This window comes from Amycolatopsis sp. NPDC049688 (assembly GCF_040674975.1).
Lineage (GTDB): Bacteria > Actinomycetota > Actinomycetes > Mycobacteriales > Pseudonocardiaceae > Amycolatopsis.
Genome location: NZ_JBFANY010000003.1, coordinates 311,087 through 335,577 on the forward strand (window position 1 = coordinate 311,087; position 24,491 = coordinate 335,577).

At 74.1% G+C, this 24,491-nt stretch carries 13 protein-coding genes; 11 read left to right on the forward strand and 2 right to left on the reverse strand.

From position 1 onward, the window contains the following. Window positions 1-172 precede the first annotated feature (172 nt). Genes AB0J55_RS12460 through AB0J55_RS12490 form a run of 7 tightly spaced genes read left to right on the forward strand, consistent with a single transcriptional unit; the run spans window position 173 to window position 17,888 of the window. The gene (locus AB0J55_RS12460; protein ID WP_364246681.1) at window positions 173-3,976 is read left to right on the forward strand and encodes an amino acid adenylation domain-containing protein; all 3,804 of its coding nucleotides are present in this window, start codon (window positions 173-175) and stop codon (window positions 3,974-3,976) included. Beyond that, entirely contained in the window at window positions 3,973-12,423 is an 8,451-nt protein-coding gene (locus AB0J55_RS12465) for an AMP-binding protein (RefSeq protein WP_364246683.1), read from the forward strand. Before AB0J55_RS12460 ends, AB0J55_RS12465 begins: the two co-directional genes overlap by 4 nt. 22 nt (window positions 12,424-12,445) lie before the next feature. After that, entirely contained in the window at window positions 12,446-13,318 is an 873-nt protein-coding gene (locus AB0J55_RS12470; RefSeq protein ID WP_364246685.1) for a TauD/TfdA family dioxygenase, read from the forward strand. A 10-nt stretch (window positions 13,319-13,328) separates the two neighbouring features. Then, window positions 13,329-14,546: a cytochrome P450 gene (locus AB0J55_RS12475; protein ID WP_364246687.1), complete on the forward strand. Its 1,218-nt coding sequence runs from the start codon at window positions 13,329-13,331 to the stop codon at window positions 14,544-14,546. Further along, window positions 14,543-15,223: a hypothetical protein gene (locus tag AB0J55_RS12480; protein ID WP_364246690.1), complete on the forward strand. Its 681-nt coding sequence runs from the start codon at window positions 14,543-14,545 to the stop codon at window positions 15,221-15,223. The genes AB0J55_RS12475 and AB0J55_RS12480 overlap by 4 nt, the downstream gene beginning before the upstream one ends. 2 nt (window positions 15,224-15,225) lie before the next feature. Then, a complete protein-coding gene (locus tag AB0J55_RS12485; RefSeq protein ID WP_364246692.1) occupies window positions 15,226-16,689 on the forward strand; it encodes a serine hydrolase domain-containing protein in 1,464 nt (487 codons plus the stop codon). Window positions 16,690-16,694: 5 nt separating this feature from the next. Further along, window positions 16,695-17,888, forward strand: coding sequence for a glycosyltransferase (locus AB0J55_RS12490; RefSeq protein ID WP_364246695.1), 1,194 nt, complete (start codon window positions 16,695-16,697; stop codon window positions 17,886-17,888). Here AB0J55_RS12490 and AB0J55_RS12495 read toward each other — a convergent pair. Further along, entirely contained in the window at window positions 17,881-18,708 is an 828-nt protein-coding gene (locus tag AB0J55_RS12495) for a TIGR03620 family F420-dependent LLM class oxidoreductase (RefSeq protein WP_364246697.1), read from the reverse strand. The two genes, AB0J55_RS12490 and AB0J55_RS12495, sit on opposite strands and share 8 nt — an antisense overlap. A 74-nt stretch (window positions 18,709-18,782) precedes the next feature. Between AB0J55_RS12495 and AB0J55_RS12500 the strand changes: the two genes are divergently transcribed. From AB0J55_RS12500 to AB0J55_RS12510, 3 genes are all read left to right on the forward strand, one after another. Then, window positions 18,783-19,655 carry a LysR family transcriptional regulator gene (locus AB0J55_RS12500; RefSeq protein WP_364246700.1) on the forward strand — a complete coding sequence of 291 codons (873 nt, stop codon included), beginning with the start codon at window positions 18,783-18,785 and terminating at the stop codon, window positions 19,653-19,655. Window positions 19,656-19,789: 134 nt separating this feature from the next. Continuing rightward, window positions 19,790-21,277, forward strand: coding sequence for a non-reducing end alpha-L-arabinofuranosidase family hydrolase (locus tag AB0J55_RS12505; protein ID WP_364246703.1), 1,488 nt, complete (start codon window positions 19,790-19,792; stop codon window positions 21,275-21,277). A gap of 278 nt (window positions 21,278-21,555) precedes the next feature. Further along, entirely contained in the window at window positions 21,556-21,828 is a 273-nt protein-coding gene (locus AB0J55_RS12510) for a hypothetical protein (RefSeq protein WP_364246705.1), read from the forward strand. A gap of 12 nt (window positions 21,829-21,840) precedes the next feature. On the opposite strand, the gene AB0J55_RS12515 is transcribed toward AB0J55_RS12510, so the two are convergent. Further along, the gene (locus AB0J55_RS12515; protein WP_364246708.1) at window positions 21,841-22,218 is read right to left on the reverse strand and encodes an STAS domain-containing protein; all 378 of its coding nucleotides are present in this window, start codon (window positions 22,216-22,218) and stop codon (window positions 21,841-21,843) included. A 107-nt stretch (window positions 22,219-22,325) separates the two neighbouring features. On the opposite strand from AB0J55_RS12515, the gene AB0J55_RS12520 reads away from it, so the two are divergent. Then, window positions 22,326-24,488: a hypothetical protein gene (locus tag AB0J55_RS12520; protein WP_364246711.1), complete on the forward strand. Its 2,163-nt coding sequence runs from the start codon at window positions 22,326-22,328 to the stop codon at window positions 24,486-24,488. Window positions 24,489-24,491: the final 3 nt, after the last annotated feature.

Here is a 24,491-nt window from a genome sequence, read left to right on the forward strand (position 1 = left end):
CCCGTTCGGACCTCCGGGGAGACTTCCGGGCAAACTTCGGTCATCACACTCGTCAGCGCACGGTGGTGTGGTGTTAACTGTCGGGACAGACAGAGAGCGTTTCCCCGACCTCGGTTGCGACGGCACAACGCAGTACCGGTTCGCCCCGCCCCGCCCGGAAAGGCCGTCCTCGATGCGAGTGTCCGCCCCGCTGTCGTCCGGTCAGCAGCGCCTTTGGACCGTCTCCCAGCTGGATGGGGCCGCGGCCGCCTACAACGAGACCATGGCGTTCGCGCTGCGGGGCCCCCTGGACCGCGGCGCGCTGCAACGGGCCTTCGACGCCCTGGCCGACCGGCACGAAGCCCTGCGCACGCGGATCGTCGTCGAGGACGGGCGGCCCGTGCAGATCGTCGAACCCGCCGGCCGGCCTTTTCCGCTCGCCGTCAGCGAAGGGGCGGACGGGGTGTGGCGGGAGGAGCCGGCCGAGCCTTTCGACCTCGCGCGGGCGCCGCTGGCTCGGGCGCGGCTGGTGGCCGGGGCGCCGCCCCCCGGCTTCCACGCTACCGGGGACCACCGACAGTTCCCGGCCGGCGACCACATCCTGCTGATCACCGTGCACCACGTCGTCTTCGACGGCTGGTCGCGGTCGCTGCTGCTGCGGGAACTCGGCGTCCTCTACGCCGCCCAGCTGAGCGGCGCCGATCCCGGCCTGCCGCCCGCCCGGCCCTATCGCGAACACGCGCTGGCGCACCAGGACTGGCTGGCCGGCGACGGGCCGGCGCCGCACGAGGACTACTGGCGGGAACGGCTGGCCGGGGTGCCGCCGGTGCTGGACCTGCCCGCCGACCGGCCGCGGCCGGCGCGGCAGGACTTCCGCGGTGCACGGGTGCCCGTCGCCCTCGGGCCCGACCTCACCGCCCGCCTGAAAGCCGTGGCGCGCGAACACGGGGTCACGCTCTACTCCACCATTCTGACCTGCTGGTTCATCCTGCTTAACCGGCTTTCCACGCAAATTGACATCGTTGTCGGCGTCCCCACGGCCAATCGTGGGGCGGCCGGGGAACACCCGGACACGATCGGGTTCTTCGTCAACACCCTCGCCGTGCGGGCCGACCTGTCCGGCTCGCGGACCGGTGCGGTGCTGCTCAAGGAGGTCCGCGCGGCCCTGCGGGGCGCGATCGACCACGCCGGGCTGCCGTTCGAGCGGGTCGTCGAGCTGGTGAACCCGCCGCGCAGCCCGGCCCACACCCCGCTGTTCCAGACGATGTTCGCCTGGGTCCCGACGCTGCACGACCTCCTCGAGCTGCCGGACGTCGACGTCGAGCCCCTCGACGCCGGGTTCGCCCCGGCGAAGTTCGCCCTCGCGCTCAACCTGGCCGACGAGGACGGCGGCGTCACCGGGCACCTCGACTACGCCGTCGCCCTGTTCGACCGGGCCACCGCCGAGCGGTACGGGCGGTACCTCGTGCGGCTGCTGGACCAGCTGGCCACGCGACCGGACGCCGCCATCGCGAGCTACGAGCTGCTCGACGACGCCGAACGCCGCGAAATCCTCACCTGGAGCACCGGTCCGCGGCCGCACCCGCGCCCCGGCGGGCTGGTCGACCGGTTCACCGCCCACGCCGAAACGACCCCGGCCGCGCCCGCGCTCGTCTGCGGCGACCGGACCCTCACCTACGGCGAACTCGACCGCCGCGCCACGAAACTCGCGAACGCCCTGCGCCGCCGTGGCGCCGGGCCCGGCGGGGTCGTGGCCATCCACCAGAGCCGGTCGGCCGAGCTGGTGGTCTCGGTGCTGGGCGTGCTGAAAACCGGCGCCGCCTACCTCCCGCTCGACCCGGCCCAGCCGGCCGCCCGGCGGACGGCGATGGTCGAGGACGCGCGGCCGGTGCTGGTCCTGGGCGACGACGTCGCCGCCCTCGAAGCCGAAGGCGACGAAATCCGGAGACCCGTCCGCACCGATCCCCGCGAAACGGCCTACGTCATCTACACGTCGGGGTCGACCGGGCGGCCGAAGGGGGTCGCCGTCACCCACCACAGCGTCCTCGCCCTCTTCGACCAGTGGCTGGACCGCTTCGGCGCGACGCCCGGTGAAGCGACGTCGGCGTGGTCGAGCATCGGCTTCGACGCTTCGGTGCACGAGCTGCTCCTCCCCCTGACCACCGGCGCCGTGCTGCACGTCGTGCCCGAGGACGTCCGGCCCGACCCCGCGGCCCTGATGACGTGGCTGCGGGACCACCGGATCGTGCAGGCCTTCCTGCCACCCGCCTACGTCCGGTGGATCGACGAAGATCCCGCGCGCGTCCGCGGGCTCGCGTTGCGGCAGGTCCTCACCGGCGTCGAACCACTCCCGGAAGCGGCCCTCGCGCGGTTCGCCGCCGCCTTGCCCGGCCTGCGCATCTGCTTCGGCTACGGGCCGACCGAGGCCACGCTCTACGCCACCGCGCACTTCGACCCGCAGCTCCGCGACCGCCCGGCGCCGATCGGACGGCCGCTGCCCGGCTCACGGCTGTACCTGCTGGACGAGCGGCTCCGCCCGGTGCCGCCGGGCGTCGTGGGCGAGGTGTTCCTGGCCGGTGCCGGCCTGGCGCGCGGGTACCTCCACCGGCCGGGGCTGACGGCGGAACGGTTCGTGGCGGACCCGTTCGTGCCCGGCGAGCGGATGTACCGGACCGGTGATCTGGCGAGGTGGCTTCCCGGTGGCGAAGCCGAGTACGCCGGCCGCCGCGACGACCAGATCAAGCTGCGCGGGTTCCGCATCGAACCCGGGGAGGTGACGGCCGCGCTGCTGGCCGTCCCCGGGGTCCGGGAGGCCGCGGTGCTGGTCGACCGGGAGGGCGAACCCCGGCTCGTCGCGGGCGTGGCGGGCGGCGGCGGCCGGACCCCGCACGAGTGGCGGGCCGAACTGGCCGGGCGGCTGCCGGACTACATGATCCCGTCGGTGTTCGCGGAATTCGACCGGCTTCCCCTGAGCCGCAGCGGAAAGCTCGACCGCGACGCCGTCCTGGCGCACGCCCGCACGAGCGCACCCGGCGGCCCGGTCAACACCGCCGCCCCGCGCGACCACGTCGAACTGACGCTGCTGAAGATCTGGCAGGACCTGTTGCTGCACCCCGCGATCGGCGTCTCGGACGGCTTCTTCGACGTCGGCGGCACGTCGATCTCGGCGATCAAGCTGGCGCACGCCATCGGCACCGCGTTCGGCCGCGAACTGCCGATCCGGGACGTCATCCTGCACCCGACCATCGAGGCGCAGGCGGCGCTGCTGCGGACCGGCCGCCCGCCGGAGACCGGCAGCCTGATCGAATTCCGCCGCGGCGCCGGGCAGGCGCGCGTGGTGTGCGTGCACCCCGCCGGCGGCACGGCGTTCTGCTACCTGCCGCTCAGCGCTCTCCTGCCCGGGGACGCCGGGGTGCTCGGCATCCAGTCCCCCGGGCTCAGTCCGGGCGAGGAACCGCTGCCCAGTGTCGAAGCGATGGCCGAGGAGTACCTGCGGCTCGTCGGCCCGCGGCCGGAGGAAACGCTGGTCCTTTGTGGACTGTCCTACGGCGGCCTGGTCGCCTACGAGATGGGCCGCCGGCTCGCCGGCCACCACCCGCGGGTCAGCGTCGTCCTGCTCGACACGACCGCCACCGACGACCCGGCCGCGAAGGCGGCGATCGAGCCGGTGCCCGCGGCCGAATTCCGCGAGAAACTGGTGCGGTTCAACGGCATGTACCCGGGCATCGAGGACGCGCAGATCGAGCGCTACCACCGCACCTACAACCACAACCGGCTGACCGCACGCGAACACGACCCCGGCGAGACGACGGCGAGAGTGGTCTTCGTGCAGGCCGTCGGCGAGGACACCGTCCCCGGCACCGCCGAGTTCTGGCGCCGCCGCGCCCGCGGCGGGTTCGAGGTGGTCCCGGCGGACTGCGGGCACTGGGACATGCTCGAAAGCGACGCGCTGCCGCTGGTCGCGAAGCTCATCTCGGCCGAGCTGGCGGCCCGATGACCTCGATCGCCCGCCGCGTCCACGACCGCGCCCTGCGGCACCCGGACGCCCTCGCCGTGTCCGACGGCGCCCGCCGCCTCACCTACGCCGAGCTCAACGCCGGCGCCGCGGCGGTCGCCGAATCCCTGTCCCGCCGGGGAGTCCGCCCGGGTGACGCGGTCGCGGTGGACCTGCCGCGCTCGGCGGACCTCGTCCTGGCGATGCTGGGTGTGCTGCGCCTGGGTGCCCAGGTCGTGCCGCTGGACCGGCAGAGCCCGCCCGCCCGCCGGGACGGCATCCTCGCCGACGCGGGCGCGGTCGTCGTCGTGGCCGAGCTGCCCGACCTGCCGCCCACCGAGCCCGGACTGCCCGCCGAGCCCGCGCCGGCGTCGTTCCTCTTCACCACCTCCGGCACGACCGGGCGGCCGAAGGGCGTCGAGGTGCGCGACGCCGGTGTCCTGCGCCTGGCCGAACCCGGCTGGCTCGACATCGGCACGCGGTTCGCCTGCCTGGCCAACCCCGCGTTCGACGCGATCAGCTTCGAAGTGTGGGTGCCGCTGCTGACCGGCGGCACCTGCGTGATCCTCGGCGACGACACCGTCCGCGACCCGCAGGCGTTCGCCGACGCCCTGGTGCGCGAACGCATCGACACGATGTTCGTCACCGCGACGCTGTTCAACGCCGTCGCCGAGACCGTGCCGGGCAGTTTCTCGACCGTGCGCCGGGTCGTCATCGGCGGCGAGCAGCTCAACGCCCCGCTGATCCGCCGCTGGTACCGGGCCAACCCGGAGTCGCCGACGCGGCTGCAGAACGGCTACGGCCCCACCGAAACCACGACGTTCGCGCTCAGCTACGCCATCCCGCGCGGCTTCGACGGGGACGTGGTGCCGATCGGCCGCCCGCTGCCGGGCACCGGCGCGGTCGCGGTGACAGGGGACGAGCGCGTGGCCACCGAAGGCGAAGTGGCCGAGCTGTACCTCTCCGGGGCCGGAGTCGCCCTCGGCTACCGCGGGCTGCCCGCGGAGACCGGGCAGCGGTTCGTCCGGCTGCCGTGGCTGGACGAGGGCCGCGCGCGGTTCTACCGCACCGGCGACCTGGTCCGCGTGCTCCCGGGCGGCCGGTACGCCTACGTCGGGCGCACCGACCGGCAGGTCAAGGTCCGCGGGTTCCGGATCGAGCCGGGCGAGCTGGAGCAGCGGCTGCTCGCGCACCCGCAGATCCGCCAGGCCCACGTGGCCGTGCGCCGCGCGGCCACCGCCGAGCTGCTCGCCTTCGTCGTGGCCGGCGAGCTGTCGTTCGACGCGTTCGAGGCGCACCTGGCCGAAACCGTGCCCGCCTACATGCGGCCGCACCACGTGTTCCGCGTCGGCGAGCTGCCCCGGAACGCGAACGGGAAGGTCGACGAAACCGCGCTCCTGGCCGGCGGGTTCCCGGCGTGGCGGCCGGACACCGGCGGCGAGGCGACCGGGTGGGAGCGCGACGTCCTGGACGTCGTGTCGGCGGTGCTCGACGTCCAGGATCTCCGGCCCGGCGACACGTGGCTGCGGTCCGGCGGCGACTCGCTCAAGGCGCTGCGGCTGCGGTTCGCGATCCGGGAACGCTGGGGCGCGGACCTGGCGCCTTCGGTCGTGCAACGCGGGACGTTCGCCGACCTCGCCGCCGCCGTCGCGGCCGCGGGACGGGCGGTGTACCCGGAGCCGGGACCGCCGACGACCGCGAAGTCGGCGCCGGCCACGAGTGAACAGCAGCGGCTTTGGCTGCTGCAGCAACGGAATCCGGCCTCGACGGCGTACCACGTACCGCTCGCCTTCACGATCACCGGCTCGCCCGATGTCGAGGCGCTGCGCCGGGACGTGCGGGCGCTCGTGGCGCGGCACCCGGCGCTGCGCACCGCGTTCGAGGCCACCTCCGACGGCCTGCGGCAGGTGGTGAAACCGGCGTACGACCCGTGGACCGAGCCCGGCGAGGACTTCTTCACCGCGCCCTTCGACCTCGCGTCGGGCCGGCTGCTGCGCGCGGCCTGGCGCGCCGACGGCACATTCCTCCTGTGCCTGCACCACATCGCGGTGGACGGCTGGTCGCTCAACATCCTGTTCCGGGAGCTGTCCGGAGGGCAACCACGACCGGCCGCACACACGCCACTCGACTTCGCGGCCTGGCAGTCCCGCTGGTTCGCCTCCCCCGGTTACCGCGACCGGCTGACCGGCCGCGCCGACGACGCCGAACCCCTCGGCGAAGCGTCACTGGCCGGGCGGCTGCACACGACCCGGATCGACCGCGAGCGCGTCGACGAATGGGCCGCGGAGCTGGGCTTGACGCGGTTCCAGCTGCTGCTCGGCGTGTTCGCGTGGACTCTCCACGCGGTGACCGGGCGGCCCCGGCCCCGGATCGCCACGCCGGTGGCGAACCGGCCGGTGCGGGCGTTCGAGGACAGCGTCGGGATGTTCTCCAACACCGTGCGGCTGCCGCTGACCGTGGACCCCGGCGAAGACCTGGACACCCAGCTCCGCCGGCTCGGCGCGGCGGCCGGCGCGGCCCTGGACGACCAGGACGTCGCCTTCGCCGACCTCGACCCCGGCTACGGGGCCTTCGACTTCCTGTTCGTCCTGGAGAACACCGACTTCGGGACGTTGCGGCTGCCCGGCTGCACGGTCAGTCCACAGTGGATCGAGGCGGCCGAGGCGAAGTGCGCGCTGACCCTGTCCGTCGTGGAACGGCCGGACGGCTTCGACTGCCTGTGGGAGTACGGGGAAGGTCACTTCACCGAGGCCGAGGCGACGCTCCTCGGCGAGGTCTTCGACCGCGCGCTGCACGGTGACGCCCGGACCCCCGACCACGGCGACCCCGGCCGCGGAGCGACCGCGGAACTCGACTGGGAAACCGTGGCGGAAGGGTTCGCCCGGCAGGTCGCGCGGACCCCCGGCGCACCGGCGCTGACCGGCGGGACCACCCTGACCTACGCCGAGCTGGACGCGCACGCCGCCCGGCTCGCCGCCACCCTGCCCGCCGACGCCACCGACATCGCGCTGTACTTCCGGCCGTCGGCCGAGCACGTCGTCGCGCTGCTCGCGCTCGCCCGGCTGAACATCACCGCCGTGCCGCTGGATCCCGCCTACCCACCCGAGCTGCTGCGCGCCATGCTCGACCAGGTCCGGCCGCGCTGCGTCCTGCTCGCCCCGGAGGAAACCCTCGAAACCGACGTCGAGCAGCGGCACGTCACGCTCACCGGCGGGCCGGTGCCGGACGTCCCGGCCCGGCACGCCGGACGGCCGCTCTACACGCTGTTCACCTCGGGCTCGACCGGCGTGCCCAAGGGCGTGCGCGTCCCGGACCGCACCCTGGCCAACCTGCTGCAGTGGCAGGACGCGCCGCCCGCGGCCACCCAGCAGTTCTCGATGCTCTCGTTCGACGTCTCGTTCCAGGAGATCTTCACGACGCTCTGCGGCGGCGGGACGCTGCACCTGGTCCGCCCGGAGTGGCGCCACGACATCCCGGCGCTGCTGAGGCAGCTGGACGACGCGGGCATCGAACGGATCTTCCTGCCGTACGTGGCCCTCCAGCTGCTCGCCGAGCACGGCGTGCGCCTCGGCCGGTACCCGGCGCGGCTGCGGGACGTCGTCACCGCCGGCGAGCAGCTGGTGTGCACGCCGGCGATCCGCCGGTGGTTCGCCGGGCTGCCCGGCGCGCGCCTGCACAACCACTACGGCCCGACCGAAACCCACGTCGTCAGCGCGCTGACCCTCGACGGCGACCCGGCGCGGTGGCCCGAACGGCCGGCGATCGGCCGTCCGGTGGCGAACGCCGTCCTGCGGGTCGCCGACGCCGCGGGCGCGCCCCTGCCGCCGGGACAGGCCGGCGAGCTGCTCATCGGCGGGCTCGCGGCGAACCGCTGCTACCTCGGCGACGCGGCGCCGGAGAAGTTCGCCGAACTGCCGGAGCTGTACTACCGCAGCGGCGACCTCGCGCACTTCGACCGCGCCGGGCTGCTGCACTTCGACGGGCGGGCCGACCGGCAGGTCAAGCTCAGCGGGCACCGCCTCGAACCCGGGCAGGTCGAGGCCGCCCTGCTGCGGCACGCCGACGTCGTCAACGCGGTCGTCGCCGTGGCCGACGGCCGGCTGACCGCGGTCCTGGAGTGCCGCCGGACACCTTCGGCGGCGGAGCTGGCCGGCCACCTGCGGCCGCTGTTGCCGCCGCACGCGCGGGTCGAACGCTTCCGCGTCGTGGCCGCATTGCCGCGCACGCCCAGCGGGAAGCTCGACCGGGACGCCGCTTTCCGCATCCCCGGCTCCGAACTGCGGAAGACGTCCCCGGCGCCACCGAGTGAGCTGGCCGCGCTGTTCGAGGAGGTGACCGGCGCGCCGATCGGTCCCGACGAAACGTTCTTCGCCGCGGGCGCGACCAGCCTCTCGCTGATGCGGTTCCACCTGCGCTGCGCGGAAGCCGGGTACCGCTTCACCGCGGCCGACCTCTTCGAGCACGTCACCCTCCGGGATCTGACGCGGCACCTCGAGGGCGGGTCGGCGGCGGCCACGTCGCCGTCCCGGCGCGCGGCCGACGAGCCGGTGGCCGTCGTCGGCATGGCCGTGCGCCTGCCGGGCGCGCGGAACCTGGCGGCGTTCTGGGACCTGGTCGTCGCCGGCCGCCGGGGCATCGAGGAGTTCCCGGCCGCCGACGGCCTGGTCGGCGCGCGCAGCCTCCTCGACGATCCCCTGGGCTTCGACCCGGAGCACTTCGGGATCAGCCACCGCGACGCGGCGCTGATGGACCCCCAGCAGCGGCAGCTCCTGATGGCCTGCGTGGAGGCACTGGCGCACGCCGGGATCACGTCCGGGGCCGGTGCCGGGCTGATCGCGGGCTGCGGCGAGAACACCTACTTCCAGCACATGCTGCGCGAGGCCGACCCGGCCGCGCTGCCCGACGGCTTCCAGCTCGCCCTCCACCACGAGAAGGACTTCCTGGCCACGAAGGTGGCCTACCACCTCGACCTGACCGGTCCGGCGCTGACGACCCAGACGGCGTGTTCGAGCTCGCTGGTGGCGGTCCACCAGGCGGCGGGCATGCTGCGCGCCGGCGAGGCGGACGTGATGCTGGCCGGCGGGGTGCTCGTCGACGTCACCCTCGCCGACGGCTACCGGTACCGGCCACAGCACATCTTCTCGCCGGACGGGCACTGCCGCCCGTTCAGCGACGACGCGGACGGCACCGTGGGCGCGAGTGGCGTCGGGGTGGTGGTGCTGAAGCCGCTTTCGGCGGCCCGCCGCGACGGCGACACGGTGTACTCGGTGATCACCGGTTCGGCCCTGACCAACGACGGCGCGGTCAAACAGAGCTACAGCGCGCCGTCCCCGGCGGGGCAACGCGCGGCCATCCGGGCGGCGCTGCGCCGCGCGGGGCGTTCCGGAGCCGACGTCGGGTACGTGGAAACGCACGGAACGGGCACCCGCCTGGGCGACCCGATCGAGGTGGCGGCCCTGCGCGAGGCGATGCCCGAGGCGGCGGCCTGCGCGTTGTCCTCGGTGAAGAGCCAGCTCGGCCACCTGGGCGCGGCGGCCGGGGTGGTGGGCCTGGTCCGCGCGACCTTGGCGGTGCACCACGGGATCCTGCCGCCGACGGTGGATTTCCGCGTCCCCAACCCGGCCCTGGATCTCGGGCCGTTCCGGGTGCCGACGACCGCCGAGCCGTGGCCCGCGGGGCCGCGGGTGGCCGGGGTGAGCAGCTTCGGCATCGGCGGGACGAACGCGCACGTGGTCCTGGAGGCGGTCCGCCCGGCCACTCCCCCGCGCCCGGATCCGCTGCGGTGCCTGGTGCTCTCGGCCCGCAGCGCGGCGGCCCTGCGGCTCGAAGCGACCCGCGTGGCGGAGTACCTGACCGCGCACCCGGAGTCCTATGTGGACGTGCTCCGGCATCTCCAGTCGGGCCGCCCCCACGAACGCTGGCGCCTGGCGGCCGCTTGCGAGAACGCGGAGGCCGCGGTCGAGTGGCTCCGCACGGCCGAGCCTCAAGAGGTCGTGAGTGAGAAACAGGGTTCTAACCCTGTTTCCCACTCACGACCGGCCGCGGCAGACCAACCGGCCGGGGAGGTGCGGGAGGTTGCTGCTGCGTGGCTGGATGGGGCGTCTGTCGAGTGGGGGCACTCCCCCGCGCCCGCGCCGTGGGACTTTCCGCCGCCGGCCTTCGCCGAGCGGGACTTCGGATTCCCGCGCAAGGCCGCCGTCGCGAAACTGCCCGAAAGCGAGTGGCTGCACCAGCCCACCTGGGTCCGCCTCCGCCGGGCGGGAGCCGCCACCCGGACCGACCGCGTCCTCGTCATCTCCGGCGAAGGCCCCATGACCGCGCCCGCCCTCGACGCCGCCTACCCGCGTGTCGTGCGGGTCCACGCCGCAGACCGCTTCGCCCGGCTCGGCCCCGACACCTTCGAGGCCGATCCCGCCGACGCCGCCCACCTCCGGCAGGTCCTCGACGCGCTGCCGGCCCGGGACGTCGACTGGCTGCACACCCTGCCCCTCGGTATCACCGGCCCGGTCGGCGAAACCTCGCTGAACCACGCGGCCTGGGCCTGCCTCGACACCCCCGCCGCCCTCCTGCGCGCGTCCGGGGACCGTCCACTCCGGACCTGGTGGATCTCCGCCGGAGCCACCCCTGCCATCGCCGTCACGCGGCCCGAAGCCGGCCTCCTCGCCGGGATCACCAGCGTCGGCCCGCAGGAAAGCGGCGTCCCCGGCCACTGGGTCGACCTGCCCGGCCCCGACCTCGACCCCCTCGCCGACCTCCTCACCGGCCCGCCCCCGCCCGAGCGCGTCGCCCTGCGCACCGGGTTCTGGTGGACGCAGGAAAGCGCGCCCGTCCACCCCGGCGAGCCCGTCGTGCCGGACGGGAACCACCTGGTTCTGGGCGGTACCGGCGGCATCGGCACCGCGATCGCCGAAGAGCTGCTCGGCCGCACCACCGGCCGGGTCGTCCTGCTGGCGCGCCACCCCTACCTGCCCGAAGCGCTCAAGCCGTGGGCCGACCGCGTCGACCTGCTCGCCGCCGACCTCACCACGATCACCGCCGGCGAAATCGACCTCCCCCTCGCCGGGATCGTGCACGCGGCCGGGAACCCGGACGGCAGCCTGATCGCCACCCGCGGCGAAGGCACCCAGAACGTCAAGCTCGCCGGCGCCCTGCTCGTGGAACAGCTCGTCGAACGCCACCGGCCCGCGTACGCCGTCTACTGCTCGTCGCTGTCCGCGCAGTTCGGCGGCACCGGCCAGCTGGACTACGCCGCCGCCAACGGGTTCCTGGACGCGCTCGCCCACCGCGACGGCCCGACCGTCCGGCTCTCCCTCGGCTGGGACGTCTGGCGCGACACCGGGATGGCCGTCACCGCGCTGGAAACCGACGCCCGGCACCAAGCGCACCTGGCGGTCGGCCTGAGCGTGGAAGAGGGCCGCCGCGCCTTCGCCCGGGCCCTGGGCTCCGGACTGCCGCACGTGCTCGTCGCGACGACCGGTCTCGGCGCCGCCCGGCAGTTCCACGAACGCGGCCCGGCGCCGAGCCCGGCACCGCAGGCCGGAGCCGACCTGACCGCGGAGGTGTGCGCCCTGCTGGGCGTCGCCGAACTGGACCCGGACGTGCCGCTGTACGACCTGGGCGCCGACTCGCTGACCCTGCTGGACATCGTCGAGTCGGTGAAACGCCTCCACGGCGTCGACCTCGACCTCGCCTGGCTCGGCCCGGAGGTGACGATGGCCGGGTTGCTGGCCAAGCTGTCCGAAGCCGCCGGCCCGGGCGACGTCGAGGTCCAGGTCTGGCGCGAAGGAACGGCACCGGAAGCCGTCTGCCTGGTGCACCCGGTCGGCGGGGACGTCGGCGCCTACCGCTCGCTCGTCGAAGCCCTGGATCCGGCGCTCGGTGTCTGCGTGATCGCCGATCCCGCGCTGAGCCGCCCGGAACCACCCGGCTGGTCCATCGCGGACCGTGCCCGGCGCTATCACGCTGCCCTGCAAGCGAAACTCCCCGGCCGCACCCCCATGCTGGCCGGGTGGTCCTTCGGCGCCTGGGTCGCCGCCGGGATGGCCGCCGAGGCCGAGGCGGCCGGGCAGCCCGTGCGGACGCTGCACCTGATCGACCCGCCGCCGCCCGGCGCGAGCGCCGCGGACTACAGCGACGCCCAGCTGGAGACGGTCTTCGAGCGCGAGCTGGGCGCCTCCGGCGGCACCGCCGGCGAGCACGCCCGGCGGCTCGCCCGCGCGTGCCGGGCCAACCTGCGCAGCATGGCCGGGCACGACCTGCCCCGGCTGAGCGCGACCCCCAGCCACGTCTGGCTCGCCACCGAGCCCGAGCCCGGCCTGCCGGTGGCCGGCCGCGACGGCTGGCGCGCCCTGCTGCCGGAGCCGGCCCAGTGGCACGAACTGCCCGCCACCCACTACGGCATCGTGCGCGCCCCGCACGTCACCGCGGTGGCCGCCGCCATCGGACGATGAGACCCATCGAGGGAAGGAAACCATGGAGCAGTACGAACTCGACGCCGTCAAGCGGATCACGACGCGGCCGGCGCGGGACTACCGGACCCTGGCCGTGCGGGGCCTGACCCCGGTCATCGGCGCCGAGGTCACCGGCCTCGACCTGACCCGGGACCTGACCGGCGAGGAGCTCACCGAGCTGAAGACGGCCTTCCTGGACCACCACGTGCTGGTGTTCCGCGACCAGGACATCACGCCGGACGACCACCAGCGCCTGGCCGCGCACTTCGGCGAGCTGCGGCCGGTGAACCCGCCGCCCGAGCACGGGAACCCCTACATCCTCGAGGTCGCGACCGCCCCGGAGGCGGCCACCGTGTTCGGCAACGGCTGGCACGCCGACGGCACCGCCGACGAAGAGCCGTCCCTGGGTTCGATGCTGCACATCACCGAGATGCCGGCCCCGGGCAGCGGCGGCGACACGCTCTTCGCGAACATGCACCTCGCCTACGACATGCTGTCGCCCCGGCTGAAGGAGTTCCTGACCGGGCTGACCGCGATCCACGACGGCGCCCACGCGTTCCGCGGCCACAGGATCCCGGACGGCTACGAGCCGCCGGTCAGCGAGCACCCCGTCGTGGTGCGGCACCCGGAAACCGACCGGCCGCTGCTGTACGTCAACCCGGCCTACACCTCGCGCATCCCGCAGCTGTCGGCCGACGAAAGCCAGGCGGTGCTCGACCTGCTGTTCTCCGTCGTGCCGAACCGGCCGATGCTCGCCTGCCGGGTGCGGTGGGAGCCGAACACGCTGGTGTTCTGGGACAACCGCTGCGTCCAGCACCACGCCACCTACGACTACTACCCGCACACCCGGTTCGGGCACCGCGTCGCCATCAACGGCGGCCCGCTCAAAGGCTGACAGGAGTCCCATGTCGTCCGACCCCGTGGTGGACGTCCGCGATCCGGCCGTCCTCGCCGACCCGATGGGCGGGTACGACCGCATCCTCGCCGAGGCGCCGGTCTGCTGGGCCCGGCTGCCGAACGGCGAGGAGGGCTGGCTCGTCACCGGCAGCGACGCCGTCCGCGCCGTCCTGTCCGATCCGGCCGTGCGCAACGACCCCACCGGCCTGCCCGGGCCGGGCGCGCGGACCCAGGAGGAAACGTTCCTGGCGCTGGGCACGCCGCCGGAGCACCTGCCGTACCTGCGGGCGAGCCTGCTGAGCCTCGACGGCGCCGAGCACACGCGGCTGCGCCGCAGCATCCTGCCCGCCTTCAGCGCGTCGCGGGTCGCCACCCTCCGGCCGCGGGTGCAGCAGCTCGTCGACGAGCTGCTCGAAACCCTGGGCGCCGCCACGGGAACCGTGGACCTGCTCGACGAGTACGCCTACCCGCTGGCCATGGCCGTGGTCTGCGAACTGGTCGGCGTCCCCGCGGCGGACCGGCCGGACTGGTACCGGTGGGGCAAGGTCCTCGTCGAGGGCGACCCGGCGCGGATCACCCCGGCTCTGGGCGAGATGTTCGCGTACTGCCACACCCTGGTCGACCGCCGCCGGGCCGAACCGGCCGAGGACCTGCTCAGCGACGTCGTCGCCCAGGACGACCTGACCGACGTCGACGCCGTGGCGCTCGTGGTGTTCCTGGTCCTCGCCGGGCACGAAACGATGGCGCACATGCTGGCCAACGCGGCGCTCGCGCTGATGCGCGACCCCGCCCAGCGGGAGCTCCTGCGCGCGGAACCGGACCTGTGGCCCGCCGCGGTGCGGGAGCTGGTCCGCACCGACGGCCCGGTGCAGCTGGCCAGGCTGCGTTACGCGGCCACCGACCTCGAGGTGGCCGGCGTGCGGATCCGCGCGGGCGATCCGGTGCAGGCGGTGCTCGGCGCCGCCAACCGCGACCCGGCGCAGTTCGCCTGCCCGCACCACGCCGACGTGCGGCGGCAGGCCGAGCACGGCGGCCGGGAAGGCAGCGTCGGGTTCGGCTGGGGCCCGCACTTCTGCCTCGGCGTCGCCCTGGCGAAGGTGGAGGCCGAAGTGGCGCTGCGCAGCCTGTTCGACCGGTTCCCCGCGGTGCGCCCGGCCGGCGAGCCGGCCTGGGTGCCACTGCCCCGGGCCCGCCATCGGACCGCACTGGAGGTGTGGCTGCGGTGAACGATCCCGACGTCTCGGTCATCCTGCCCTGCGCCGGTTTCGGCACGCGGTTCGGCGCGCCGTACTCGAAGGAACTGCACTGCCTGGCGCCCGGGGTCACTGTGCTGGACCGCAGCCTGGAGGCCGCGGTCGAGCTGGTGAAGAGCGGCCTCGGCGTGCGCGTGGTCGTCGTGTTCGGGACGCACAAGCTCGACACGGTGAAGTACCTGGCGCGCTACGCCGGGATCTTCCAGCTGGTCTTCGTCTACCAGGACGGCGAAACCGCGCCGGGTCTCGACGGCGCGATCCGGTGCGCCCTGCCGATGACGCGGGGGCCGGTGGCGCTCGTGCTGCCGGACATCGTCGTCAGCGACGTGGGCAGCCTGCTCGCCGCCTTGGCGGAGACGGCGGTGGCGGGCTGGAGCGTGGTGGCCGCGCCGGAGCGGGATCCCGGCGTGCTGCGGCAGATGGGCGCGCTCACCGTCACCGGCGCGGACGGTGTCGTGACCGTCGAGGCCGCCGCGGAGAAGCCCGCCGACCCGTCGGGGTTCAACGCGCTCTGGGGCATCGTGGCGGTCGCCGAGGACGAGGCCCACCGGCTGCCGGACGTGGCCCGGCGCGACGCGGCCAGCCCGCTGGCCGGGGCGCGCGCCCACATGGTCGAACGGATCGTCAACTACAACACCACCGAAGGATGAGCATGCTCGACGACGTGGTGGCGGCGCTCGACGCCGTCCTGCCGCGGCTGGCCGCGGTCACCGGCACGCCCGGGGTCGCCGTCGCGGTGGCGACGAGCGACGAGCTGCGGACGGCCGCGACCGGGTTCGCCGACCTCGCCGCGGGCACGCCGATGACCGCCGGAACCGTCGCGCCGGCGGGCTCGCTCACCAAGCCCGTCACCGGGCTGGCGTTCCTGCAGCTGGCCGAGGCGGGGATGGCAGGCCTGGACACGCCGGTCGACGACGTGCTGCCGGCCGGGCTGCGGGGGCCCGGGGCGGCCCCGGTCACCACCGCCATGCTGGCCGCCCACCAGGGTGGCTACTCCAGCGACATCGTGACCGCCGTGGCGCCCGCCGCGCCGGCCGAGCCGATCCTGGACTACGTCCGGCGCCGGCACGAGAGCGGCCGGGCCGTCGAGTACGGCGGGGTGCGGCCGCTGGCGACGGCGCCGGGGGCGTACTCGTACTCGAGCTTCGGCATCGGGGTGCTCGGCGGGGTGGTCGAGCACCTGACCGGCGAGCCGTACCGCGCCCGCGTCGGCCGGGAGGTGTTCGCCCCGGCCGGGATGACGGGCACGAGCATCGACGACGGCACCGGCACCCCGGGCGGCGCCACCGGATACCTGGCGTTCGGCGACTGGTGCCTGCCGAGCCCGCCGCTGCGGACGTCGGCCTACCCGGGTGTCGGGATGTACACCAGCGCCGCGGACTTCGCGCGGCTGCTGCAGTCCCTGCTGCGCACCGCCCGGGGCGACCGGGGCCTGGTCGGGCCGGACTCGCTCGCGGCCATGACGGCCCCGCGCGTGGAGCGGCCGAGCCCGCACGGCGTCCGCTCGTTTTCCGGCCTCACCCTCGAACTCGCCGACCCGGAACTCGGCGAGGACTGGTGGTGGGGGCACACCGCGGCGTTCCCGTGGGGGTTCTGGTGGGAGGCCCGGGTCTGGCCGCACCGCGACCTGGCCGCGGTCGCGGTCGGCAACCGGTGGGACATGGCCCGGTTCCACAACCCCGCCACCCGCAGTGCCCCGGGCCTGGCCGTGGAGTGGACGGGCCGGTGGGCGCGGTCCGGGGCCCCGGCGAAACTCCCGGACACCGACGGGCGGCCCCGGTGGACCGGTCCCCGGCCCACCCCGGAAACGTCGCTCTGGATGGGGGTCCTGCTCGGCGAGCGCACCCACGGCCTGCTCGGCGTGCCCGGACCGCTGCCGGTCCGGGCACTGGCCGGAGGGGCGCGCTCGCTCGGCGACGGGGACGCGGACGGCTGGGACCCGGACGCGTTCGCGCGCGGGGTGGAGCTGGCGCGGGCGGTCGCCCCGGACCCGGACGCGCTCGGAGCTTTGGGCCGGGAACTCGGGCCGGCCGCGGCGCTGTGGATGCTCGAATGCGGAGCTTCCAGCGCGGACCTCACCATGCCGGTCGGCTTCTACGCCCGCACACCGCGGTGACCCGTATGCGAGTACTGCTCTCGACGTACGGAACACGCGGTGACGTCGAACCGCTCGGGGCCCTCGCCGTGCAGCTGCAGGCCCTCGGCGCCGAGGTGCGGATGGGCATCCCGCCGGACGAGGAGTTCACGCACCGGCTGGCCGGGCTCGGGATCGACGCCGTGCCCGTCGGGCCCCCGATCCGGGCGTTGATGCGTGGCACACCGTCGGCGGCGGAGCTGGCCCGGTACCGCAGCGAGCTGCTCGACGCGCAGTTCGCCGTCCTGCCTCCGGCGGCCGAAGGCTGCGACGCGCTCGTCGTGGCCGGTCTGGCGCAGGTCGCGGCGCGGTCGGTGGCCGAGGCGGCGGGCATCCCCTACGTGTACGTGACGTATGCGGCGGTCAACCTGCCGTCACCGCACCACGCCCCGCCGCCGCGGCCGGGCTGGCCGGCACCGGCCGAGGCCGGCAACGCGGCGCGGTGGGAGCACGACGCCCGCCTGGTCGACGCCCAGTTCCGCGACCCGCTCAACGGCCACCGCGCCGCGCTCGGCCTGCCTCCGGTGGACGGCGTGCGCGACCACGTCTATTCGGACCGGCCGTGGCTGGCGGCGGACCCGGCCCTGGGACCGTGGCCGGAGACCCCGGGTCTCGACGTGGTCCAGACCGGCGCGTGGATCCAGCCGGACGAGCGTCCGCTCCCGGCCGGCTTGGCGGCGTTCCTGGCGGCCGGGCCGCCACCGGTCTATGTGGGCTTCGGGAGCATCGGCCCGGCCCCCCGTGTGGCCCGCTGGGCGGTCGAGATCAGCCGCGCTCACGGACACCGCGTGATCGTCTCGCGCGGCTGGGCGGGCCTGGACCTGCTCGACGGCGAAGAAGACTGTTTCGCCGTGGGCGAGGTCAACCACCAGCGCCTGTTCCCGGAGCTGGCGGCGGTGATCCACCACGGCGGCGCGGGGACCACGCAGGTGGCCGCGCGGTCCGGCGTCCCGCAGGTCGTGGTCCCGCTGCCGGTGGCGGACAACCCGTACTGGGCCGGTCGGGTGGCCGCCAACGCGATCGGCGCGGCGCTCGACGGCCCGGCGGCGACTCGGGAGTCCTTGACTGCGGCCTTCGAGCTGGCGCTGGCTTCGGAACCCCGGGCGAAAGCGCTGAGCACCGGAATCCGCACCGACGGGGCCGCGGTGGCGGCGCACCTGCTGCGCAATCTGCTCAGCTGACCCGCATCGCCCGGGCGACCGCGCGCAGGACGCCGATCGGGTCGTCGCCCAGCGCGTGCAAGCCGACCTGGCTCGCCCCGGCCGTCAGTTCCGCGCGGATGCCGGTTGCGACGGCCGGGGCGTCGCCGTGCAGCACCAGTGCGTCGACCAGGCGGTCGCTGAACGGGCCGGTGAGGTCCTCGTCGGTGTAGCCGATGCGCCGGAGGTTGTCGGCATAGTTGGCGATGCCCAGCATGGGCCGGACTGCGGCCCGGGCGGTCGCCCGGGCCCGGCCGGCGTCGGTGTCCAGCAGCACGCCGTGCCCGGGTACCACCAGCTTGTCCGGTCCGACGATCTCCCGGGCCCGCCGGGTGTGCTCCGGGGTGACCTGGAGGGTGAGCGTGCCGGCGGCACGGTCGGCCGCCAGCCGGAGCATCTTCGGCCCGAGGGCGGCCAGCAGCACGTGGCCGGCGGGGACGCCCGCCGCGGTCAAGGTGTCCAGGTAGCTCGCGATCTTCGCCAGCGGGGACGCGTATCCGGCGTCGATCTCCCGGTGGCCGGCGCCGATGCCGACGAGGAGCCGGCCGGCGTGCTTTTCCGCGATCCGGTGGTAGGCGTCCGCGACCTTGTCCGCGTCGGCCTGCCACACGTTGAGCACGCTGGTGCCGACCACGATCCGGCTGGTGGCGTCGAGCAGCCGTCCGGCGGCGAGGAGATCGGCGGACGGCGACGCGGCCAGCCACACCGCGTCGTAGCCGGCTTCCTCCAGTGCGACGGCGTCCGCCGCGGTCGCCTCGGCGGCGGTCAGGTAGGCCCCCAGAGGGCCCAGTGCGATGGTCATGATCACGACTTCAGCACCCGGCGGCGACGCCGGCCAGCGTCAACCGCCACGCGCTGCGATAAGCTCGGCTTATCATGGAGCTGCGGGCGCTGCGTTATTTCGTCACGGTCGCCGACGAGCTGCACTTCGGCCGGGCCGCCGAACGGCTGCACATCGCCCAACCCGCCGTCAGCCAGCAGATCGCCCGCCTGGAACGGGAACTCGGGGTCCGGCTCCTGGACCGGTCACCCCGCCACGTCCGGCTCACGGCGGCCGGGCAACGCGTCCTCGAAGCGGCGCGCGCCACCCTTTCCGCGGCGGACCGGGTGCCGGTCGCGGCGAAGCAGGGCATGACGACGGTCCGCATCGGCACCGCCGCGGGCCTGACCGCCCGCCTGGAACGCGGCATCGACGCGCTCCGCGAGCGGGCACCGGAGTTCGACGTGGTCCTGGTCGACCTGCCGGTCGAAGCCCGCCTCGACGCGCTCCGGCAGGGCGAACTCGACCTGGCGCTGACTCGCGGGGTGGGCGCCGTACCGGGCCTGACGGTGCTGCCGACCTGGACCGAACGCCTGTACGCGGTGGTGTCCCGGCACCACCCGGCCGCGAACCGCCGGGAGATCGGCCTGCCCGACCTGGCCGGCGACACGCTGCGCGTACCGGCCCGCGAACACGACGCACCCCTGCACGACGCGGTGATCCGGGCGTTGCGCGAAACCGGCCTGCCCCCGAAGCCGGGCCGCCCGACGGGAACCCTCCAGGACACGATCGTCGAAGTCGGCTCGGACCCGCGGAGCTGGACGGTCCTCCCGGCCGACCAGGTGGCGGAAATCCACTCGACGCGGATCCGGGCGATCCCCCTGGACCCGCCGATCACGATCACGGGGAGCGTGGTCGTGGCGAAGGACAGTGCGAGCAGCGCGGCCGAGTGCGTGGTCGGGACCTTCCGCGACGAGCCACCCGGCTGACACAGTCCACAAAGGACCAGATCCCGGATCCACCGGTGCAGCACAATCGAAATCGGCGAACGCTCTTGTAACCACGGCGACCGATCTGCTTACATTGTTAGCGCTAACACTGCGTGACGCAAAGGAGCATCACCATGAGTTCGCTGGATCAGGCCCCACCGGGCGGAACACCACGCCGCGCAGGACGCAGCCGCACGCTGATCACCCTGCTCACGACCGTCCTCGCGGCCGCCGCGGCGGTCGCGCTCACCCCCGGCTCCGCGTCGGCGGCGACCGTCGACCCGAACGCCTGGTACGTGCTCGTCAACCGCAACAGCGGCAAGGCGCTGGACGTTTCCGGCGCGTCCACCGCCGACGGGGCCGCGGTGCAGCAGTGGAGCCGCCACGACGGGGCCAACCAGCAGTGGCAGTTCGTGGACTCCGGCGGCGGCTACTACCGGCTGAAGTCGAAGAACTCCGGCAAGGTCCTCGACATCGACGGCTGGTCGACCGCCGACGGCGGGAAAGTCCAGCAGTGGACGGATCTCAACGGCACCAACCAGCAGTTCAGCCTCGCCGACTCCGACGGCGGCTACCTCCGGCTGGTCAACCGCAACAGCGGCAAGGCGGTCGAGGTGACGGGCGCGTCGACCGCGGACGGGGCCGCCGTCGTCCAGTACGGCGACTGGCAGGGGGCCAACCAGCAGTGGCAGCTCGTCAAGCTGGGTGACACCACCTCTTGCGCCCTTCCGTCGACGTACCACTGGTCCTCGACGGGTTCGCTCGCCGAACCGAAGCAGGGTTGGCTCGCGCTCAAGGACTTCACCAACGTCGTCTACAACGGCAAGCACGTGGTGTACGGGTCGACGACCGACGCGTCGGGGGGCTACGGCTCGATGGGCTTCGCCCCGTTCACGAACTGGTCCGACATGGCCTCGGCCGGCCAGACCGGGATGACCACCGGCACCGTCGCGCCCACGCTGTTCTACTTCGCCCCGAAGAACGTCTGGATCCTCGCCTACCAGTGGGGCCCGACCACCTTCAGCTACCGGACCTCGAACGACCCCACCAACCCCAACGGCTGGTCCGCACCGCAGACGCTGTTCACCGGCACCATCCCCGGCGGCGCTCCCCTGGACCAGACCATCATCGGTGACGGCACGAACATGTACCTGTTCTTCGCCGGCGACAACGGCAACATCTACCGGGCCAGCATGCCGATCGGCAACTTCCCGGGCAGCTTCGGCTCGAACTACACGACGATCATGAGCGACACGCAGGCCAACCTCTTCGAGGCCGTCGAGGTGTACAAGGTCCAGGGCCAGAACCAGTACCTCATGCTCGTCGAGGCGATGGGCGCGAAGGGCCGATACTTCCGCTCGTTCACCGCGAGCAGCCTCGGCGGTTCGTGGACCCCGCAGGCCGCGACCGAGAGCAACCCGTTCGCGGGCAAGGCGAACAGCGGAGCAACCTGGACCAACGACATCAGCCACGGCGACCTGGTCCGCACCAACCCGGACCAGACCAAGACCGTCGACCCGTGCCACCTTCAGCTCCTCTACCAGGGGAGGAACCCCGCCTCGGACGGCACCGACTACAACCACCTGCCCTGGCGGCCGGGCGTGCTGACGCTGCAGCGCTGACCACTGGGTCGCCCGGCCGCGCCGGCCGGGCGACCCCGCCGGCTTCGGCACCGTGCCCGGGTCACAGCCGGATGAGGGTGTTGACCTGGTTGCGCCTCCTGGGTCAGGCGCAGTGGCGGGCGGTGAACTTCGACGTGCCCGAGCCCGGCGGCCACCTGCGGGGCGATGGCGATCGACGCGTACCCCCGGCGATGCGGGCGTGATGCCGGCGAACTGCGCGGAGAACGCGGCGTTGGTCCGGCGAACATGGCGTGGTCGTGGGTTTCCATAGCGGCAGGATGGCGATCGTCTGCCGGCCGTCTCCTCACAAGCCACCGGACAAGAAATTGTCGGCGCAGGCGCCCCACGTCTGTCCACTGTGGATCCTCCACGAGAGTGGAGAAACCGACGACCCGCGCCCGGCCGTGCTGCGGCCGCGGCCGACGCCCGGCGCGTCCGGGCTCGGGCTGCACATCGTGGCGCAGTCGGCCGCGGAGTGGGGCTGCAGCCCGCGGTGGTCCGGCGGCAAGGTCGTCTGGGCCGTCCTGACGTCCCGAGGCCGCACCGGCTGACGAGCGGGACCGTCACGGCCCGATCGCCGCCGGGTGCGCGCGCAGGGCTTCGGCCAGCGTCGAGTACAGCAGCACCCGCCGGTCGTTCCAGAAGGTCAGCAGCACCACGGACACCGGGTGCGGCGGGCTCACCAGCGCGAGCATCCGGTCTTCGGTGTGGGCACGGCGGGCGACCACGGCCAGCGCCCGCAGCCCGGCGGCGCCGAGCAGGGTCACCCCGGCCAGGTCCAGCACCGTCACCGGGGCCGGCTCGCCCCAGGTCGCCCGCTGCAGCAACCGCACGGAGGAGGCGTCGATCTCCCCCACCGCGCTGATGACCAGGAGACCGGGCCGGACCCGCGTGCGTTCGACGGAAAGGATCGGCGAAGACCACCGCCGGCTCGGAGGCATGTCCACCTCCGTCCGGTCGGGTGAGGCCACGGTACACCGGCGCCGATGCCGATACTGTCGTGTTTTCGTCCTGGACCGGCCGCCGCGCGGGCCGTTACGTTACGGGGATGGCCGCTGGGGACACGCTGGAGCAGCTCGAGTGGACTGCCCGGCTGGGCGCGGGAAAACTCGCCGGCACACCGCACCTGACCGCCGACGACGCCTTCGCCGTGCTCACCGGAATCGCCTACGCCCGCGTGGTCCGCCAAGATCCCCGGACCGTCCTCGACCTGGTGACCGGTTCGCGCCGGTTCGCCGGGGCGGACCGGGCCGACGTCGTGCGGCTGCTCGGCGGCTGTGGCGTGTTCACCGCCGAGGATCGCGGTTTTTCCTTCGCCGACGAGGATCTGGCGCACTTCCTCGCCGCGCGCCACGTCGCTCAGCGGCACCCGCGGGGACCGAAGTGGTGGCAGCCGTGGACCGGCCGGTACCTCGCGCCGCGGAAGGACTGGCCGTGGCCCGCTCTCGAAACCCACCTCTACCTCGCCGGGCTGTGGTGGCGGGAGTCGCGCGCGGCCGTCGAGCGGCGGCTGAACCGGCTGCTGAGTGACGAGCACTGGTACCCGAACATCCAGTTCGTGCTGGAGCTGCTGCGGCGCAACCTCGTTCCCGGCAACGACTTCACCGGCCGGGCCACCGCGGTCCTCGGGGAGGCGCTGCGCGGGGACCACCTCGCGGACGACGACCACTGGCTCGCCGGGGCGGGCTGGCTGTCCACGCTCGATCCCGCGGCCGCCAGGACGTTGCTGGACGAGCTCGTGCGCACGCCCCGAGAAGGGTGCCGGCCGCAGCGGAAGCTCCTCGCCGTCGACGAGCTGGCCGAACACGATCCGCCGCGGGCGCGGGAGAACCTCGCGGTCCTCGCGACGACCGGCCTCGTCGGCAAGCCGGCGGACCGCCTCGAAACCGCCCGGCTGATCGGCGAGCGGGACGCCGCACTGGGTGCCCGGGCGATGCTGACGCTCGCCCGGTCGGCCGCGATGCGGGAACTGCGGGTGCCGGCGGCGATCGCGGCCGGTTCGGTGGAGGTCATGCGGGAGCTGACCGAGCCCCGGCACGGCCTGGCGGACGACGGCAGGCTGAAGCTGTTCGCGGAACTCCTGGCCCGGGACGCCGGCGCGGGAACGGCGGACCTGATCGTCGCGACCGCCACCGAGCCGGAAACCCCCGCGCGGGTCGCGGCGCTGGTGCACCCGCACGACCACGCCGCGGCGATGCGGATCGTGGAGAGCGTGGCGTGGTCGGCCGCCGGCGGCGAGACACGCTTCCACGCCGTGAAGGCGATCGGCGAATTCGCCCCGGACCAGGCGATCCCGGCCCTGCACCGGCTCTCCGAGGATCCGGCGGCCGGCGGGGACGTCCGCTTCGCCGCGGCGAGGCACATCGTCGAAAAGCACGGGGGCACGATCACGGCGCTCGTCGGTCTCGCCGAGGACAAGGACGCTCCCGAAGGGGCCCGGATCCGGGCGGCGACCCTGGTCGGGAAGACCGAGCCGGCCACCGGGGCCCGCCTGCTCGTCGCCATCGCCCCGCGCCGGCCGGACGCCCTCAAGCGGGCCTTCGACCTCGATCCGGCGGTCGGGTACGCGGCGTTGGACAAGCTGGCGAGGAGCTCGGCAACGCCGGCGGAGAGCCGGATCGAGGTGGTCGAAGCGATCGGCGCGAAGCTGGACCGTGGCAAGCGGATCCGGTTGTACAGCGCGATCGCCGAAACCAGCCAGGACGCGGGCGCGAGGGAAGCCGCCCGCAAGGTGGCGGCCCTCGATTCGGTCCGCGGGCAACGGCTGATGGCCGACCTCGCCGCGCGCCCCACGGCCGGCCACCAGGACCGGGTGGCCGCGGCCCTCGAAGGAGGCGCTGCCGCCGCGCCGGTGCTGCGCGAACTGGCCACGGACACCGCCGTTGCGGACGAGCTGCGGTTCAAGGCCGCGAAGGCCCTGGACCGGTACCACCGCAAAGCCGCCGAGCCGGTGTTCCGCGACCTCGCCGAGCAGGGCCGCCCGGACGAACTGCGGCTGCAGGCCGCACTGGCCCTGCGCGGCAAGCACGCCGTCAAGGCGCTGGTGCGGATCACCGAAGACCGGCACGCGAAAGCCGACCTCCGGTTCCAGGCCGCGTTGCAGGCAAAGCGGCAGGACAAGACCGCGGGCCTCGCGGCGCTGCGGATCCTCGACGGCGATTCCCGGATTCCCGGCCGGCTCCGCAACCAGGTGCGCCGGCACCTGCAATGACCG